General features: G+C 73.2%; 18 protein-coding genes. 7 read left to right on the top strand and 11 right to left on the bottom strand.

Going from position 1 to position 17520, the window contains the following annotated elements; genetic code table 11:
* Nucleotides 1-32: 32 nt before the first annotated feature.
* Entirely contained in the window at nt 33-431 is a 399-nt protein-coding gene (locus AB0411_RS05590; RefSeq protein WP_366415932.1) for a DUF6234 family protein, read from the top strand.
* 132 nt (nt 432-563) lie between these two features.
* Here the strand turns inward: AB0411_RS05590 and AB0411_RS05595 are convergent, their stop codons facing one another.
* Nucleotides 564-1334: an SGNH/GDSL hydrolase family protein gene (locus AB0411_RS05595; RefSeq protein ID WP_366415933.1), complete on the bottom strand. Its 771-nt coding sequence runs from the start codon at nt 1332-1334 to the stop codon at nt 564-566.
* Nucleotides 1335-1459: 125 nt separating this feature from the next.
* Between AB0411_RS05595 and AB0411_RS05600 the strand changes: the two genes are divergently transcribed.
* Nucleotides 1460-2083 (top strand): TetR/AcrR family transcriptional regulator, encoded by a 624-nt coding sequence (locus tag AB0411_RS05600; protein WP_366415934.1) that lies wholly within the window; start codon nt 1460-1462, stop codon nt 2081-2083.
* On the opposite strand, the gene AB0411_RS05605 is transcribed toward AB0411_RS05600, so the two are convergent.
* From AB0411_RS05605 to AB0411_RS05620, 4 genes are all read right to left on the bottom strand, one after another.
* The gene (locus AB0411_RS05605) at nt 2058-3323 is read right to left on the bottom strand and encodes an FAD-dependent oxidoreductase (protein WP_366415935.1); all 1266 of its coding nucleotides are present in this window, start codon (nt 3321-3323) and stop codon (nt 2058-2060) included. The two genes, AB0411_RS05600 and AB0411_RS05605, sit on opposite strands and share 26 nt — an antisense overlap.
* A 117-nt stretch (nt 3324-3440) precedes the next feature.
* The gene (locus AB0411_RS05610; protein ID WP_366415936.1) at nt 3441-4460 is read right to left on the bottom strand and encodes a hemolysin family protein; all 1020 of its coding nucleotides are present in this window, start codon (nt 4458-4460) and stop codon (nt 3441-3443) included.
* Nucleotides 4457-5800, bottom strand: coding sequence for a hemolysin family protein (locus tag AB0411_RS05615; protein WP_366415937.1), 1344 nt, complete (start codon nt 5798-5800; stop codon nt 4457-4459). The genes AB0411_RS05610 and AB0411_RS05615 overlap by 4 nt, the downstream gene beginning before the upstream one ends.
* Before the next feature lie 221 nt (nt 5801-6021).
* Complete coding sequence (locus tag AB0411_RS05620) at nt 6022-6447, bottom strand: GNAT family N-acetyltransferase (RefSeq protein ID WP_366415938.1); 426 nt, start codon at nt 6445-6447, stop codon at nt 6022-6024.
* Nucleotides 6448-6738: 291 nt separating this feature from the next.
* Here AB0411_RS05620 and AB0411_RS05625 point away from each other — a divergent pair, with 291 nt between their 5' ends.
* A complete protein-coding gene (locus tag AB0411_RS05625; RefSeq protein WP_366415939.1) occupies nt 6739-7758 on the top strand; it encodes a hypothetical protein in 1020 nt (339 codons plus the stop codon).
* A gap of 75 nt (nt 7759-7833) precedes the next feature.
* Here AB0411_RS05625 and AB0411_RS05630 read toward each other — a convergent pair whose 3' ends face one another.
* The gene (locus tag AB0411_RS05630; protein WP_366415940.1) at nt 7834-9306 is read right to left on the bottom strand and encodes an APC family permease; all 1473 of its coding nucleotides are present in this window, start codon (nt 9304-9306) and stop codon (nt 7834-7836) included.
* 215 nt (nt 9307-9521) lie between these two features.
* Here AB0411_RS05630 and AB0411_RS05635 point away from each other — a divergent pair, with 215 nt between their 5' ends.
* Nucleotides 9522-9794: a toxin-antitoxin system HicB family antitoxin gene (locus AB0411_RS05635; RefSeq protein WP_366415941.1), complete on the top strand. Its 273-nt coding sequence runs from the start codon at nt 9522-9524 to the stop codon at nt 9792-9794.
* Nucleotides 9791-10162 (top strand): fic family toxin-antitoxin system, toxin component, encoded by a 372-nt coding sequence (locus tag AB0411_RS05640; RefSeq protein WP_366415942.1) that lies wholly within the window; start codon nt 9791-9793, stop codon nt 10160-10162. The genes AB0411_RS05635 and AB0411_RS05640 overlap by 4 nt, the downstream gene beginning before the upstream one ends.
* 14 nt (nt 10163-10176) lie before the next feature.
* Here AB0411_RS05640 and AB0411_RS05645 read toward each other — a convergent pair whose 3' ends face one another.
* From AB0411_RS05645 to bioB, 4 genes are all read right to left on the bottom strand, one after another.
* On the bottom strand, nt 10177-10848 hold the full coding sequence (locus tag AB0411_RS05645) for a class I SAM-dependent methyltransferase (protein ID WP_366415943.1): 672 nt from the start codon (nt 10846-10848) through the stop codon (nt 10177-10179).
* 183 nt (nt 10849-11031) lie between these two features.
* Complete coding sequence (gene bioD, locus AB0411_RS05650; RefSeq protein ID WP_366415944.1) at nt 11032-11733, bottom strand: dethiobiotin synthase; 702 nt, start codon at nt 11731-11733, stop codon at nt 11032-11034.
* Between the two features lie 134 nt (nt 11734-11867).
* A complete protein-coding gene (locus AB0411_RS05655) occupies nt 11868-13172 on the bottom strand; it encodes an adenosylmethionine--8-amino-7-oxononanoate transaminase (protein ID WP_366415945.1) in 1305 nt (434 codons plus the stop codon).
* A complete protein-coding gene (gene bioB, locus AB0411_RS05660) occupies nt 13165-14316 on the bottom strand; it encodes a biotin synthase BioB (RefSeq protein ID WP_366415946.1) in 1152 nt (383 codons plus the stop codon). Before bioB ends, AB0411_RS05655 begins: the two co-directional genes overlap by 8 nt.
* 156 nt (nt 14317-14472) lie before the next feature.
* Between bioB and AB0411_RS05665 the strand changes: the two genes are divergently transcribed.
* Nucleotides 14473-15699 (top strand): 8-amino-7-oxononanoate synthase, encoded by a 1227-nt coding sequence (locus tag AB0411_RS05665; RefSeq protein WP_366415947.1) that lies wholly within the window; start codon nt 14473-14475, stop codon nt 15697-15699.
* 136 nt (nt 15700-15835) lie between these two features.
* Here AB0411_RS05665 and AB0411_RS05670 read toward each other — a convergent pair whose 3' ends face one another.
* Nucleotides 15836-16750 carry a LysR family transcriptional regulator gene (locus AB0411_RS05670; protein WP_366415948.1) on the bottom strand — a complete coding sequence of 305 codons (915 nt, stop codon included), beginning with the start codon at nt 16748-16750 and terminating at the stop codon, nt 15836-15838.
* Nucleotides 16751-16821: 71 nt separating this feature from the next.
* Between AB0411_RS05670 and AB0411_RS05675 the strand changes: the two genes are divergently transcribed.
* Complete coding sequence (locus tag AB0411_RS05675) at nt 16822-17487, top strand: LysE family transporter (protein ID WP_366415949.1); 666 nt, start codon at nt 16822-16824, stop codon at nt 17485-17487.
* The last annotated feature ends 33 nt before the right edge of the window (nt 17488-17520 follow it).

Below are 17520 nucleotides of genomic sequence, written 5' to 3' on the forward strand. Positions count from 1 at the left end.
CGCATCACCTCCAGCCGCGGCACCCTGCCCCCATGGCCGACCCTCTTTCAGCCCCCCGACGCCGGCGCCCCTGGTCGCACCGAACACGCCTGGGCGCGGATCTCGCCCTGGCGATCCCGCTGTTCCTGTTGGAGACCGCGTGGCTCGTGCTGGACTGGATATACGGCTTCGGTCTGGAGGTGTGGGCAGCGCAAGGCGACCGAGCACGGATCGACGCGGCCGGTCTCGCGCACCTCGGGCGGGTGCAGGTGCTGCTGATCGCCGTACTCATCCTGGCGGTCCTCGCGGCAACCTTCCGTGCCCGCTGGACGGTGATCGCACATCTGCTGGTGGCCCTCCTGGCAGGCGGAGTGCTGGTGGCCGCGCAGCAGGAGTGGGACAAGAGTCACTCCCCACCCCCTGGTTGCGTCCGCTACAGCGCGAACTGTTGACGCAGCCGGGCGCGGATCGTGCTGTGCGTCGCGCCAGGGCCCTTGGCGCACGATCAGCCCGGTGTGAATGAGCCGTTGAGGGCCTCGGCGGTCGCGTAACAGGTCGTGGACCTGTCGGTGAGGAGCGGGAGATCAGCCCTCGTACGGCAGCAGCTCCGGACGCTTCGCGGGGCGGCCGTCCCCCGAGGAACGGCCGCTCAGCCGCCGGCCTATCCACGGCCCCAGATGCTCGCGCGCGAAGCGCAGATCCGCGCCGCGCCGGGCACCCCAGCCCGGCGGCGGGGCGGCCGGCAGCGGTGCGTCCCAGTCCGCCGCGGCGGGCAGCCCGAGCGCCTGCCCCACGGCCTCCGCCACCCGGCGGTGCCCCTCGGCGTTCAGATGCAGCCGGTCGTCGGCCCACATGCGCGGGTCGGACAGCGCCCGCGACGCGTACAGGTCCACGACCACCGCGCCGTGCCGCGCGGCCACCTCGTCGATCCAGGCGAAGAGCCGCTCCATCCGCGGCCGGAAGCGCTCCAGCACCGGACCCTGCCGGCCCGGACTGCGCATCAGCACCAGCTGTCCGCCGCCGCGCGCCAGCAGCGCCGCCGCCTCCTCGAACCGTGCGCACACCCGGTCCACGTCGCAGCGCGGCCGCAGGACGTCGTTGAGCCCGCCGACCAGCGTCACCAGATCGGCGCCCATCGAGGCCGCCGGCCCGCACTGCTCGTCGGCGATCTGCCCGATGAGCTTGCCGCGCACCGCGAGGTTGGCGTACCGGAACCCGGGCGCGGCGGCCGCCAGGCGGGCGGCGAGCAGATCGGCCCAGCCGCGGTACGAGCCGTCCGGGAGGCCGTCCGACATGCCCTCGGTGAAGCTGTCGCCGACCGCGACGAAACTGGTGTAGTGAGCATTCATTCCCATGGCGCGGTGATCCTACCGCCCGCCATACCGCGTGGTATGGCCCGGTCCCCGCCGGTGCGCCCGGCGCCCGCGGTGTACGGTCTGATCTCGTCGAGAGGGCGAGGAAAGGCACAGGTGGCAGCGCGATGACTCCTCGCCGGGGCACCGGCCCCGACGCGCCGACCTTCACCGAACGGGCCCGCCGCCAGCAGCTCATCGACGCCACCATCGACCTGATCTCCACCCGCGGCCACCCCGCCACCTCGCTGTCGGCGATCGCCGAGCGCGCCGGGGTGTCCAAGGCCGCGGTGCTCTACCACTTCTCCTCCAAGGACAACCTGACCCGGGCGGCCCTGGAACAGGTGATGGAGCAGTTCCGCGGGTACGTCGACGAGCGCCTGGCGCGGGCGGACGGCCCGCGGGCGGCGATCGTCGCCTATGTGCGGGCGATGGTCGGCTATCAGCAGGCCCACCGCCGCCAGGTGCGCGTCATCACCGAGATGCTCCTCGACGACGCCGGGGGCACCCGCCTCAAGACGCCCGGCTCGCACGACACCCACGGCCGCTGGCAGCACCTCGCCGAACTGCTGACAGCAGGTCAGAAGGCAGGAGTGCTCCGGGAGTTCGACGTCCAGACCGTCGCCCTGGCCATCGGTGGGGCGATCGACGGGGTGATCGCGCACTGGCTGGCCCACCCGGAACTCGACCTGGACGCCGCGGCCGGCGAGCTCGAGGAGTTCACCCTCAACGCGATCGGGCGCCGGGCCTGACCCGGGCGAAACCGGGTGCCCGCTCGGGGCGGATCCCGTACCCGCCCAGATAGCCGGCCACCGTCCGCAGCGGCGGCACCCGCCGCAGCAGCCGCATCGGCACCGGCAGCCGGCCGGCGTCGAGGGTGCCGGCCAGCGCGGACCGGATCATCGTGTGCTCGGCCCGCTGGGCCTGCTGGAGCACGGCCATCGGCAGCTGCCGCCGCCGCTGCACCCGCGCCAGATCGGCCACGCCGACCGTGCCGCGGCGCAGCGGTGCCGCCAGGATCCGGGCCGCGGCGACCGCGTCCTGCAGTGCCAGGCCGACGCCCACCCCGCCGACCGGCGACATGGTGTGCGCCGCGTCCCCGAGGCACAGCAGCCCCTCCCGGTACCAGCGCCGCAGCCGCCCGAAGGTCACCTCCAGCAGCTTGACGTCGTCCCAGGAGCCGATGCGGCCGGTCACCTCGTCGTCCCAGTCGAACAGCGCGCCCAGCCGGTCGCGCAGCCACTGGACGTCCCGGGCGCGCAGCTCCGCGTCCCGGCCCTTCCCGATCAGGTAGGAGGTCTGGAAGTACGTGCCGCGGTCCATGGTGACCGCGGCCTGGCCGCCGCCGAAGCGCGCGAAGACCCGCCCCCTCTTGAGGTCGTCGGACGGGGCGAGCAGTTGAGGGCTCGGCGGAGCCTCCACCCGCACCTGCCAGACGTCCATCGGCACCTCGAACAGCCGCTGCCGGAGCCCGGCCGCCTGCCGCACCCGCGAGTGCCGGCCGTCGCAGGCGACCGTCAGATCCGCGGTCAGCTCGCCGGGGGCGCCGTGCTCGTCGCGGTACCGCACCCCCGTGACGCGGCCGCCCGCGGTCAGCAGCCCCGTCGCCTCGGTGCGCATCCGCAGCGTGAAGCCCGGCTCCTCGGCGGCCGCCCGCGCGAGCAGGTCGAGGAAGTCCCACTGCGGGACCATCGCGAAGTACTTGTGCCGGCCGGGGATGCGCCGCATATCGCTCATCACCACCTCGGTGGCGCCGATGTGCGCCCGCATCTCCTCCAGCTTGGCGAACGGCAGCCGCGCGAACTCCTCGCCGAGGCCGAGCTCGTCCAGCAGGCGCAGGGTCGACGGATGAACGGTGTCACCGCGGAAGTCCCGCAGGAAGTCGCGGTGCTTCTCCAGGACGGTCACCTCGATGCCGGCCCGGGCCAGCAGCAGCCCGAGCATCATTCCCGCCGGTCCGCCGCCCACTATGCAGCACGTTGTACGGTCCACGCCCCTGCCCCCTCGTCGCGTACCCATGCGATGGCGACCGGCCGGCACGCACCCGCGTCTGACCGATCGGTCAACAATCTAACCGATCGGTCAGAGGTCGGGATTCCCGCCCCCGCGTCAGGCCGCGGGCCGCTGCAGCACCACCTCGCGGAGGACGTCCTCCATCGTCACCAGCCCGGCCAGCCGCCCGTCGTCACCGATCACCGCGGCCAGGTGCGTACGGGATCCGCGCATCGCGGTCAGCACGTCGTCCAGCGGCGTCGAGGCCTTGACCCGGGCGATCGGGCGCAGCGCGGACACCGGGAAGGGCTCGGTGCGGGGGGCGGCGTCCAGCGCGTCCTTGACGTGCAGATAGCCGAGGATGCGGCGGGTGTCGTCGACGACGGGGAAGCGGGAGAAGCCGGACTCGGCGGCCAGCTGCTCCAGCTCCTCGGGGGTGGCCCCCATTCGCGCGGAGACGACCTTCTCCACCGGCAGCACCACGTCCCGCACCGGGCGGCGGCCCAGTTCCAGGGCGTCCCGCAGCCGCTCCTGCGCCCGTTCGTCGAGCAGCCCGGCCGCCCGCGAATCCTCGACCATCTTCGCCAGCTGGGCGTCCGAGAACGTCGCGGCGACCTCGTCGCGGGTCTCCACCCGCAGCAGCTTGAGCAGTGCGTTGGCGAGCGCGTTGATCGCGAAGATCACCGGGCGCAGCGCCCGGGTCAGCGCGACCAGCGGCGGCCCGAGCATCAGGGCGCTGCGGACCGGCTCGGCCAGTGCGACGTTCTTCGGCACCATCTCGCCGAAGAGCATGTGCAGATACGTCGCCAGCGACAGCGCGATCACGAAGGAGATCGGATGGATCAGCGCCTGCGAGATCCCCATCGCATGGAACACCGGCTCCAGGAGATGCGCGATGGCCGGCTCGGCGACCGCGCCCAGCACCAGGGTGCACAGCGTGATGCCCAGCTGGGCGGCCGCGAGCAGGGCCGAGACGTGCTGCAGACCCCACAGCACGCTGGTCGCCCGGCGGTCACCGCGCTCGGCGTACGGTTCGATCTGACTGCGGCGCACCGAGATCAGGGCGAACTCGGCGCCCACGAAGAAGGCGTTGACGACCAGCGTCAGCAGACCCACGAACAGCTGCAGGGCGGTCATCGGCGGGCCTCCTTCTCCTGCTCGCCGGTACTGCCGGGGCGCGGGGCGTGCAGCAGCACCCGCGCCGCGCGATGGCCGGAGGCGTCGAGGACGTCCATCCACCAGCCGGCCACCTCCAGGGTGTCGCCGGCGACCGGTATCCGGCCGAGCTCGGTGGCGATCAGGCCGGCCAGGGTCTCGTACGGGCCCTCCGGCAGCCGCAGCCCGATCCGTTCCAGCTGGTCGGTGCGGGCGGCGCCGTCGGCCTGGTAGACGCTGCGGCCCTCGGCGTCGCTGCCGGCCGGCGCCAGGTCGGGGGTCTCCATCGGATCGTGTTCGTCGCGGACCTCGCCGACCACTTCCTCGACGATGTCCTCCAGCGTCACCACGCCGGCCGTGCCGCCGTACTCGTCGATGACCACGGCCATCGTGCGCTTCCCGGAGAGCCGGTCCAGCAGCCGGTCCACGGTCAGCGTCGTGGGCACGAGCAGCGGCTCGCGCACCAGCTCGGAGACCGGGTGCCGGTGCCGGCGCTCGGCCGGGACCGCCAGGACGTCCTTGATGTGCGCCACCCCGACGACGCTGTCCAGACTGCCGCGGTAGACCGGGAAGCGGGACAGCCCCGTCGCCCGGGTCGCATTGGCCACGTCCTCCGCGGTGGACTGCACCTCCAGCGCGATCACCTGCACCCGTGGCGTCATCACGTTCTCCGCGGTCAGATCGCCGAGGTTGAGGGTGCGGACGAACAGCTCGGCGGTGTCGGCTTCCAGGGCGCCCTCCTTGGCGGAGTGCCGCGCCAGCGCCACCAGCTCCTGCGGGCCGCGCGCCGAGGCCAGCTCCTCGGCGGGCTCCAGGCCCATCCGGCGGACCATCCGGTTCGCGGCGTTGTTGAGATGCCGGATCAGCGGCCTGAAGGCGGCGCTGAAGCCGCGCTGGGCGGTGGCGACCTTCTTGGCGATGCCCAGCGGGTGGGAGATGGCCCAGTTCTTCGGGACCAGCTCGCCGACGACCATCAGCACGACCGTCGAGATCGCCGTGCCGAGCACCAGGGCGGCGGAGTCCGCCACCGCGCGCGACAGGCCCATCGCGGCCAGCGGCCCCGCCAGCAGAGTGGCGATGGCCGGCTTGGACAGCATGCCGATGACCAGGCCGGTGACGGTGATGCCGAGCTGGGCACCGGAGAGCTGGAAGGTGAGGCTGCGGACCGCCTTCAGGGCGCTGTCCGCGCCCCGGTCGCCACGCTCGGCGGCGCGTTCGAGGTCGCTGCGCTCGACGGTGGTCAGGGAGAACTCGGCGGCGACGAAGACCCCGCAGGCCAGGGTCAGGAGGAGCGCCACGCCCAGGAAGAGCAGGTCGGTCATCGGGTCACCTCCGTCCCATGATCGAACAGGATCGGGAGGTTCGCGCTCTGCCGGAGGGATGACGGACAACTAGGAGGCTCGTCCATGGCTGGACGCTCACGCACCTTTCGTTCGGGGGAAGAGAGCCTCCATGGTAAAGGATCAGCAAAGTACGTGGTCGGGAGCGGGCCCGCCCCGGTCCGTGGAACGGGACGGGCTCCGCGCGCCGGCGAGTGCCCCGTTCAGTCGTCGAGGTGCTTGACCCAGCGGCTCCACTGCGGCTCGGGTGCGTAACCCGCCGCGCGCCACGCGTGCTGCGCGGACTCGTTGCGGTCCAGCACCATCGCGTCGCCGCGCCGGCCGCCCAGCGCCCGGAACCGGTCCTCGGCGGCAGCCAGCAGCGCACCCCCGATGCCCTGCCTGCGGTGCCCGGGGTGCACGGCCAGCCGGTAGAGGTGGCAGCGCCAGCCGTCGAAGCCGGCTATCACGGTCCCCGCGAGGGTGCCGTCGCGCTCTGCGAGGAGCAGGGCTCCGGGGTCTCGTGTGACGAGTCGGGCCACTCCGTCGTGGTCGTCGCTGATGCTCGTTCCTTCTGCGGCTTCGCGCCAGAACCGCAACACCGTGTCGATGTCGGCGAGGGTGGCGCAGCGGATGTGGAGATCACTCATGCAGCGAGCCAAGCAGAGCGCCGACCCGTTCGGCGAACGATTTCGGCGCTGAGGAAGCGAGAGCGACGGGGGCTCGGCCCTGGGCCGTCCACCTGCCAGGGCCCGCCCATCGAAATCGGCTCCTCGGCGCGGTTCCGGAAGGTCTGTCGGTCATGGGCAGGAACCAGGGGCCGGCCGGCCGGCCCCTCAGCTCGACGGGCCGGCCGCGGGGCGGCCTTGACGCTGACGCAGCGGCAACTTGGACGATGACGCCGTACGGCAGACACAGTCACCCCACCGGAGGCATTCGTCATGTTGCGCGGCAAGGGCATCCATTACGACACCGGCACCTTTCCCAACGGCGACACGTCGCGCCCCGTCTTCGACGTTCGGGACGTCGAACGGGACATGCGTGTCGTCGCGGAGGATCTGCACTGCACCGCTGTCCGTATCACCGGGGGCGATCCGGACCGTATCGAGACCACGGCGCGGTCCGCGGCGGAGGCGGGCCTGAAGGTCTGGTTCTCGCCGTTCCCCTGCGAGCTGTCGAACGCCGAGATGCTGCCGCTGTTCACCGACTGCGCCGAGCGGGCGGAGCGACTGCGGCGCGACGGCGCCGAGGTCGTCCTCGTCACCGGCTGCGAACTCAGCGTGTTCGCCCGCGGCTACCTGCCCGGGGCCACACTGAACGAGCGCATCCCGGTCCTGGCGGGCCCCGGCCGCGAAGCCGCGCTCCAGGGCATCCCCGACAAGGTCAACGCCTTCCTGGGGGAGGTCGTCGACGCCGTGCGGCCCCTCTTCGGGGGCCTCGTGAGCTACGCCTCCTGCCCTCTGGACGGCGTGGACTGGGCCCCGTTCGACATCGTCGGCCTGGACGCCTTCCGCAGCCTGCGCAACGCGGCCACCTACCGCACCGACCTGCGCAAGGAATGCGGCCACGGCAAGCCCGTCGCCATCATGGAGACCGGCTGCTGCACCTACCGGGGAGCGGGAGAGCACGGCGGCGCCGGCTGGTACATGGCGAGGGACGCCGACGGCGTCACCCTCAAACCCGGTCTGGTGCGCGACGAGGGCGAGCAGGTCCGCTACCTCGACGAGCTCATGACCGTCTTCGAGGGGGAGGGCATCGATTCCGTCTTCTGGTTCAGCTTCGCCGGTTTCAGCACACCCCACCGGACATCCGGACCGGACGAGGACCTCGCCTCCTACGGCATCGTCAAAGTCCTGGACGAGCACAGCGGCTATCCCGCCGACAAGCGCGCCTACCCCGGCATGCCCTGGGAACCGAAGGAGGCGTTCCACGCACTCGCCGCCCGCTACAGGGCCCACTGAGCTTCTTCGGCGGGGCCACCGGCCGGGCTCGTGACGCGGGTCCGTCACGAGCGAGGCTCCCGTGGGTGCCGGGCGCTACCCGCCCGTGCCCCGAGCCTCCCCGCGCCGGCCGCGGACACGCTGCGTCAGATACCCGGCGGCCGCGACCACGAGCAGCAGGACCACGGTGCCGAGGGTGAACGTCTCGAAGGCGGGGCGGGAGACGCCCCAGATCGCCCGGAAGTCGTACGGGATCCCGAAGAGCCGCTCCAGGGTGCCGGGAAACAGGGCCACCCACGACCCGAGCAGGATCCAGGCGTAGACGACCAGCGTCGCGACGGTGAAGCCCCGGGTGCCGAACGGGACCCGGTAGGGCCGGGGCGCCTCGCGGTGGCGCAGCCGCAGCGCCAGCAGCGAGGGGACCACGGCGAGGTAGGACAGCAGCAGGGTGGTGATCGCGACGGCCAGCACCACGCCGAAGACGGCCGACGCGTCCCCGTGCGCCAGCTGCGTCGCGGCGATCATGAAGGCGGTGGCGGTGACGCCGGAGAGCAGATTCATCCGCACGGGGGTGCCCAGCCGCGGGTGGAAGGCGCCCAGGCCCCGCCCGAAGAACCCGCCGTCGGCGGCCACCATGGCCTGCATCCGGTCGGCCACGATCATCCAGGCGCTGCCCTGGGTCAGCAGCGCCACCACGAACAGCACGGCGACACCGGTCAACAGCGGCCCGCGCCAGCTCCCGTAGATGCCGAAGACCAGCCGGGCGGCATCCATGAAGCCGCTGACACCGGTGATCCGGTCGGCGGGTACGGCGGAGAGGATGGCCAGCACCGGCAGCAGATAGCAGCAGGTGGCGATCGCTCCCGACGCCCCGATCGCGACCGGTACATCGCGCTGCGGGTCCAGCATCTCGTCCCCCGCCGCATTGGGCGCCTCGAACCCGACGAAGGCGAACAGCAGCACCGGCACCAGCGCCAGGAACCCCGCCCCGGTGGGGGAGAACCCGGCACCTTCCAGGCCACCGAAGCCGTGCCGGATCCCGTAGGCCACCGCCGTACCCGTGAAGAAGGCCAGCGCCGCGACCTTGGCCCCGGCGCCGGCCGTGGTGACCCATTTGCCCCGGCGCAGCGAGACCACCGCGGTGAGGATGGCGGCCCAGATGAAGACCAGCTTGAACGCGTGGTCGGCCACCGTGCCCGAGCCGAGCGGGAAGACGAAGCCGTCCCATGCCTGTGCGGCCACGAACACCAGTGAACCGCCCAGCCAGACCGGATTGGTGACCCAGTAGAACATGGTGGTCAGCGCCGCCGGCAGCCGGCCGAAGGCCACCTCCACCCAGACGTACGGCCCGCCCTCCTGCGGGAAGGCGGCCCCGGTCTCGGCGAAGACCAGGGCGTACGGCAGCAGGAACGCCACCGCGATCACGGCGATCCAGGTGACCGCCTCTCCACCGCCGGCCGCGATCTGCCCGATCACATCGAACGAGATCACCGCGGCGACGCCCATCGCCATGATGTCGAAGCGCCGCAGACTGCGCTTCAGATGCGGGACGGGGGCTGGGACGGACACGAGGCGGTCCTCCTGGGGGCCGAGCGGTCGTGGGCGGTCCGGCCGGCCGCCGGGCCCGCCGGCGGTGCACCGGCCTGACACCGGATCACATGGTGCGGTATCCGCCCGCCCGGGGAGCGCGCCGCGCGGCATCCGGGTGGTGCGGTGCCCGGTGCCCCCGGGCTCCCCCCGGCCGTCGCTTGCCGCTGCTAGCGGATGCGCGCTAGCTTGGAGGGGTGGCGAAGACGCAGCTGAACGTCCGCGTGGATGAGGCCACCGCCGAAGCGGCGCGGGAGCGCGCCCTGCAGCGGGGAGTGAGCATGAACCGCTATATCGAGGAGCTCGTCCTCAAGGACGCCGGCGAGGTGGGCCAGACGTTCGTGGAGGCCGCCTCCGACTTCATGAAGCAGTACGAGCGCGTTTTCGCCGAGGAATTCGGCCTGGAGCCGGGCGGTGCCGAGGGCGCCGCGGATCCCACCCACCACAAAGGACTGCCGGGCACCACGTGACGCTGCGCATCGACCTTGCCTGGCTCCTTCTCATCGCCGAACAGCACACCCCCGGAGACCCCCAGGTCACCGACTGGGGCGCGCTGGTGGCCGCGGTCAGCCGGCATGAAGCCGAGATATTCGGCGTGCCCGTCTACACCGACCCCCAGGACCGGGCCGCCGCCCTCCTGCAACTCCTGCTCCAGGTACCGGCGCTGGAGCGCTCGAACGCCATGTTCGCGACCGCCGTGGCCTACGGCTATCTCGTCGCCAGCGGCCTGAAGATCACCATCTCTCCCGAGCAGATCCGCGACCTCGCCCGCCTCGTCAAGGCGGGTACGGCCGACCTCCGCGCCATCGCGGACGAGCTGCGCACCTGGACGGTGTGACGGCCGCGGCCCGGTCAGCCGGCCGGCCGCCGCGCCACACCCAGCACCGCGGGTGATGTCGGCAGCGTCGGCCCGCGCTCCGGCACCTTGAGGCGGCGCACCCGCAGCACCTCGAATCCGGCGGTCCGGATCTCGCCCAGCGGATCCCGGCCGGTGTGGCAGCCGCCCATCAGCAGCGGCCACAGTGTCCGGTCCAGCGACCGCTGCACCGCCCGCAGCCCCCGCCCCGCGGCCTGCCCGTGCTCGAAGAACCGCAGTTCACCGCCCGGGCGCAGCACCCGCCGCAGCTCCATCAGTGCGCGCTGCACCTCGTGCACGGAGCACAGCACCAGCGACGCCACCGCGGTGTCGAACGCCTCGCTCTTGACCGGCAGGGCCTCCGCGACCCCGGGCACCAGGTCCACCGGCACCTCCGCACGCGCCGCCGCCGACCTGGCCACCTCCCGCAGGGTGGCCTCCGGTTCGATCGCCACGACCTCCGAGACCGTGCCCGGATAGTGCGCGAAGTTCAGCCCGGATCCCGCGCCGACCTCGATGACCCGGCCCGTGGCGCCGGCCAGCAACTCCTTGCGGAGCGCGGCCACCCCCGCCCGCGCGTCCGCGGCCGGACCGCAGCAGCTCGCGTAGAAGCGGGCGAACACCGGGTGATGGACGCTGCCGTGCGGAACCTTTGTGCGCTGCCACATGACGGACCCTTTCGCCGACGACGCCCGCTCGTGGTTCTCAGTCTTCCCACCGGGCGGACCGGGAGCCGCACGCGGCAGCCGTAACCGCGGTTCGGAAATCCGTACGGGCCGTGTGCGCCGTCACCGCCCGGCCACCAGGGCCTTCCGAGGGGCCGGGCGGTCCAGCGGCGCGGGGCCCCGGCGTCAGGAAGGGATACGGAACGCGCCCGAGCCGCCGAGCGCCGTCGCCAGCCAGTCGGGGGCGGCGGTGCGGAAGGCCTGCGGCGACACCGCGCCGGAGCCCTCCGGGATCAGCCCGAGGAGGGGCGCGCCCGCGGCCTCGGGCAGATCCGCCAGATTGCAGCGGGAGGCCAGATCGGGCTCGGCCGGCCAGCTGCCGATGACGACGCCCGGGGAGTCGAGCCCGTACGAGCGCAGCGCCAGCGCGGTCAGCGCGGTGGCGTTGAGCGTGCCCAGGCCCGCTTGGGCGACCACCAGGACGGGCGCGTCCGCCAGCCGCGCGGCGTCGGCGAGCGTATGGCCCTCGGCGTCGAACCGGACCAGCAGCCCGCCCGCGCCCTCGACCAGGACCAGATCGTGCGAGGCGTCCAGTTTGGCGGCCGCCTCGGCGATGTCCTGGGGGCGCACCGGCGGCAGACCGGCCCGCAGGGCGGCCGTCGAGGGCGCCAACGGCTCGGGGAAGCGGGCGAGTTCGAGGGCGGTCACCGGGCCGGCCAGTCGTTCCACCTCCGCCGCGTCACCGGTCTCGTCCGCCGTGACACCGGTCTGGGCGGGCTTGAGCACGGCCACCGACCGTCCCCGGGCGAGCGCCGCCGCGGCGATCGCGGCGGTGGTCACGGTCTTGCCGATCTCCGTGCCCGTGCCCGTCACGAACAGCACCGACATGTCTTCCTCCGACTCTGCGCGGCCGACCCGCGCGGGCTCCTGCGAATGGTGCCGGGCGACCGGCCCCTGGGGGAGCCGCTCGCCGAGGGGCGGTGGCCGGCCGGAACGGACCGGGCCGGCCACCGCCGCTGTGTTCAGCCCTCCCGGGCCGCCGCGCACACCGCGGCGCAGATGCGGGCCACATCCTCGTCGCCGGTGATGTAGGGCGGCATGGTGTAGATCAGATCCCGGAACGGGCGCAGCCAGACGCCCTCCCGGACCGCGGCCCGGGTCGCGGCCGCCATGTCCACCTCGTGGTCGAGCTGGACGACGCCGATCGCGCCGAGTACGCGTACCTCGCGCACCCCGGCCAGGCGCGCGGCCGGTGCCAGACCGTCCCGCAGCCCGGCCTCGATCCGCTTGACCTCCTGCCCCCAGTCCTGGGACAGCAGGAGCTGGATCGAGGCGTCGGCGACGGCGGCGGCGAGGGGATTGCCCATGAAGGTGGGGCCGTGCGCGAGCACCGGCAGGGCGCCGCGGGAGATGCCGTCCGCGACCGCCGTCGTGCACAGCGTCGCCGCCAGGGTCATATAACCGCCGGTCAGCGCCTTGCCCAGGCACATCACATCCGGCGCGATGCCCGCGTGCTCGGCGGCGAACAGTGCGCCCGTACGCCCGAAGCCGGTGGCGATCTCGTCGAGGACGAGCAGGACGCCGTGCTCGTCACAGGCCTCCCGCAGCACCCGCAGATACGCGGGGGAGTGGAACGACATCCCGCCGGCCCCCTGCACCACGGGCTCCACGATCACCGCCGCCAGCTCCTCGGCGTGCCGGCCGATCAGCTCCCGCAGATGCGCCGCGTACGCCTCGTCGGGTTCGGCGCCGAAGCCGGCCGGCGGTGTGTCCGCGAAGATCTGCCGCGGCAACACCCCCTGCCACAGTTCATGCATCCCGCCGTCCGGATCGCAGACCGACATCGGCTGCCAGGTGTCGCCGTGGTAGCCGCCGCGCCAGGTCAGCAGCCGTTGTTTGCGCGGCTTGCCGAGCGAGCGCCAGTACTGCAGGCACATCTTGACGGCGACCTCGACCGACACCGAACCCGAGTCGGCGAGAAAGACGTGCTGCAGCGGCTCCGGGGTGATGTCGACCAGCCGCTTCGCCAGCCGCACGGCGGGCTCGTGGGTGAGCCCGCCGAACATCACATGACTCATCCGCTCCAGCTGGCCGTGCGCGGCGTCGTTGAGCACCGGGTGGTTGTAGCCGTGCACGGCCGACCACCAGGAGGACATCCCGTCCACCAACTCGTCCCGGCCCTCGACCGGTTCGCCCAGCCGGAGCCGGACGCCCGATGCCGACTCCACCAGCAGCGGTGCGGCGGTGCCGGGCATCGGCCCGTACGGGTGCCACACATGCTGCCGGTCGAGCGCGAGCAGGGCGTCCGGGGGGAGCGGTTCAGGCATTGGGCGGCAGGTCGGTACCGGCGCCGCGGCGGCGCACCGAGACCAGGTCGCGGCGGGTGTCGTCGGACGGTGCCGGGACGGTGGCGGCCGGGGCGGCGGCCTCCTCCCCGGCGGGCTCGGCCGGCGCGTCGGCGTCCGGCCTGCGGTGCTCGGGCAGCGTCGTGGTGTCGGTGCCCTCGACCTCGAAGCCGGCGTCCTCGATCATCGCGAGGTCGTCCTTGCCGGCCTGCCCCTCGCTGGTCAGGTAGTCGCCGAGGAAGATGGAGTTGACCAGGTGCAGCGCGAGCGGCTGCAGGCTGCGCAGATGCACCTCACGGCCGCCGGCGAGCCGTACCTCGATGTCCGGGCAGACGAACCGGACCATCGCCAGGATGCGCAGCGCCCGCTGCGGGGTGAGGTTCCACTCCTTGGCGAGCGGGGTGCCCTCGAAGGGGATCAGGAAGTTCACCGGGACGGAGTCCGGGTCCAGCTCGCGCAGCGCGAAGACCACATCGACGAGGTCGGCGTCGCTCTCCCCCATGCCGGCGATCAGACCGGAGCAGGCGGACATGCCGGCCGCCTGGGCCTGCTGGACGGTGGAGACACGGTCCGAGAAGTCGTGCGTGGTGCAGATGTCGCCGTAGGTGGCTTCCGAGGTGTTGAGGTTGTGGTTGTACGCGTCGGCGCCCGCCGCGCGCAGCCGCCCGGCCTGGCCGTCGGACAGCAGGCCGAGGCAGGCGCAGACCTCGACGCCCTCGTTCTGCTCCTTGATGGCGGAGATGGTCTCCGAGACGCGGTCCACGTCCTTGTCCGTCGGCCCGCGGCCGCTGGCCACCAGACAGACGCGCTTGGCGCCGCCGGCCACCCCGGCGGCCGCGGCCTTGGAGGCGTCGTCGGGCTTGAGCCAGGTGTACTTGAGGATCTCGGCCTTGGAGCCCAGCCGCTGGGAGCAGTAGGAGCAGTCCTCGGGGCACAGGCCCGACTTGAGGTTGACGAGATAGTTGAGTTTGACCCGCCGCCCGAACCACTGGCGGCGTACCTTTCCGGCCGCGGCCACGACATCGAGCAGGTCGTCATCGGAGGTGGCCAGTACGGCCAGCGCCTCTTCACGGGTCGGCAACTCGCGCCGCAGTCCCTTGTCCACCAGTGTGTTCAGCAGGTCCATGGCGCTGATCCTCGCGTACGCCACCGCCCCCGGCCAAGGAGGATTCCCACAACGAGCTGCGATCGAGGTGTGTGTATCGCCACACCGTGGCCCTGCGGAACGACCGCTAACGTCTATCGACAGCCCACAATCGAGGCCGACAGACGAAGGACGCCGATGCCGCAGGACTCCGCCCCGCCGCTGCTTCGCGACACCTCCCCGGCGAGGCCCGCCGAGCCCGCTGCCGCGCCCGCCCGCCCGTCCGGCGCCGGGGCCTTCGACTGGCTCGATGCGGCCGGTGCGGCGCGCCGCGACGCCGGACTTGTGCGCACCTTGCGCCCCCGCCCGGCCGACTCCCCGCTGCTCGATCTGGCCGGCAACGACTATCTCGGACTCGCCCGGCACCCCGAGGTCACCCGCGGTGCCGCCGACGCCGCGCACCACTGGGGCGCCGGCGCGACCGGCTCCCGGCTGGTCACCGGCAGCACCGAGCTGCACGCCCGGCTGGAGGCGGAACTCGCGGAGTTCTGCGGCTTCGAGGCCGCTTTGGTGCTCTCCTCCGGCTATGCCGCAAATCTTGCCGCGGTCACCGCGCTCACCGCCCCCGGCACCCTGATCGTCTCCGACGCCGGCAACCACGCCTCGCTGATCGACGGCTGCCGGCTCTCCCGGGCCCGTACCGAAGTGGCCCCGCACGCCGATCCGGAGGCCGTGCGCGCCGCGTTGACCGGCCACGACGGCCGGGCGCTCGTCGTGACCGACGCGGTGTTCTCGGTCGACGGGGACGCCGCGCCGCTCCCCGCGCTGGCCGAGGTCTGCCGGACGCGGGGCGCCGGACTCCTCGTCGACGACGCACACGGCCTGGGAGTGCTGGGCGAGGGAGGCCGCGGCGCGCCGTGGGCGGCCGGTCTCGCCGGTGACGGTGATGTGGTGACCACCGTGACGCTCTCCAAGTCGCTCGGTTCCCAGGGCGGTGTGGTGCTCGGCCCGGCCCGCGTCATCGAGCATCTGGTCAACACCGCCCGGTCGTTCATCTTCGACACCGGTCTCGCCCCGGCGGCGGCCGGCGGCGCCCTCGCCGCGCTGCGGCTGCTGCGCCGCGAGCCGCAGCGCGCCACCCGGGCCGTCGCGGTCGCCCAGGGACTGTACGACCGGCTCACCGCGGCGGGTCTGACGGCGGTGCGCCCGGACGCAGCGGTGATCTCCGTCCGTGCCCCCTCGCCGGAGGCGGCGCTCCGCTGGGCCGCCGACTGCCGCACGGCCGGGCTCGCGGTCGGCTGCTTCCGCCCGCCGTCCGTGCCCGACGGGATCTCCCGGCTGCGGCTCACCGCCCGCGCCGACCTGACGGAAGATCAGCTCGACACGGCGGTGGGCACGATCGTGGCCACCGCGCCGAGGGACTGACCCGGGCGACCGCTCGTCCCTCCGCCGCACCGGGGCACGGCGGCCGGCCCGACCACGGGCCGCCGTCCGCGCCGTCTGCCGTCCGTGCCGACTTCCGTACGCCGCGGCCGTCCGTCGTACGCCGCGCCCGTCCTCGTCACGGCGCGGGGGAGTGCCGGAGGAAGGCCCCGCGCAGCAGGGCCCGCAGGGTGTCGGCGGCCGGGCTGCCGCCGGGGCGGTAGGCCACCGAGATCCGGCGGTGCAGCTCCGGTGGGTCCAGCCGGCGGACCCCCAGGGGCGTCATCGACCCCTCCGCCACCATCTGAGGCACCACCGCCACCCCGAGCCCCGCGCTCACCAGCGCACACGCCACCGCATAGCTCGGCGACTCACAGCGCACCGCCACACTCGCCCCGGCGCCGGCCAAGGCGGCCTCCACCTCGCGCCGGTTCGGGTTGGCCGGTGCCATGCTGACCAGCGGCTGACCGGCCAGTTCGGCGAGCGGCAGCCGTCCGGGCCCGGCCGACAGGGCATGACCGGGCGCCGTGACCAGCACCAGTTCCTCGGTCAGCAACGGCTCCAGACGCACCCCCTCCGGCGCCGGCATCGCCTCGCCGGGCACGTATTCGTGCGTCAGCGCCAGATCCACCTCGCCCAGCGCCACCGCCCCCGCCGCCTGCGGCGGCACGTACTCCGTCACGCTCAGCTCCACATCGGGGTGCGCCCGCCGGAACGCGCTGAGCGCGGGCGGCAGCAGATGGGTGCCGGCGGTCATGAAGGTGCCGACCCGCAGCCGCCCGCCGGACAGCCCCGCCAGCCGGGACAGCTCGTGCCGGGCCTGGTCCAGCTCGTCGAGGACCCGCCGGGCGCGAACGAGCAGCAGCTCGCCGGCCGCCGTCAGCCGCGCCCCGCGGTGGTGGCGCACCAGCAGGGCCGCACCGGCCTCCCGCTCCAGCTTGGCGAGCTGCTGGGAGAGCGCGGGGGCGGTGTAGCCCAGCCGGGCGGCGGCCCGGGTGATCGAACCGGCCTCCGCCACCGCCACCAGGGCGGCCAGTCGTGTCGGGTCGTACATAAGAATCTCTTTAGGCCGTCCATGAAAGTTCCCAATACCCATTAAAGGCTCTGACCAGCGAGACTGCCTTCATGGACGGACAGCTGATCGCCTTCACCGGAGTCGCCGCCGGCATGGTCGCCATGCCGGGCGCGGACTTCGCGGTCGTGGTGCGCAATGCGCTCGACTCGCGGCGGGCGGGGGTGGCGGCCGCCGTCGGCGTCGCGGGCGGGCTGCTGGTGCACACGGCCCTGGCGGTGGCCGGGCTCGCGGCCGTGCTGGTCGCCGTGCCCGCACTCCTGGGAGCAGTTCAACTCCTCGGTGGCGGCTACCTGTTGTACCTCGGTGCCCGCGCCCTGGCCGCGGTCGTCCGCCGTCCGCCGGCCACGACGGACGGCACGGCGGACCCCGCCGGAGCCCCGGCCGGCAGCTGCCGGCCCCCCGCTCTGCTGGGCACGATGCAGAGCCTGCGCCAGGGCTTTTTGACCAATGCGCTCAACCCCAAGGCGCCGGTGCTCTTCCTCAGCCTGCTGCCGCAGTTCGTCCCGGCGGGAGCGCCCGCGCTGCCCCGTACGCTGCTGCTCGCCACGATGATCGTCGTCATTGCGCTGGTGTGGTTCCCGCTCGTCGCGCTGCTCGTGGACCGGCTGGGCGCCTGGCTGCGCCGCCCCTCGGTGGCCCGCGCGCTGGAAGCCACCACCGGAGCCCTGCTCACGGTCCTGGGCGGCATCCTGCTCGTCGAACTGGCGCTGGCCTGAGGGCGGCGCACCCCCGCGGGGGCGGACCCGTCA

The organism is Streptomyces angustmyceticus (assembly GCF_040701845.1).
Classification (GTDB): Bacteria; Actinomycetota; Actinomycetes; order Streptomycetales; family Streptomycetaceae; genus Streptomyces; species Streptomyces angustmyceticus_A.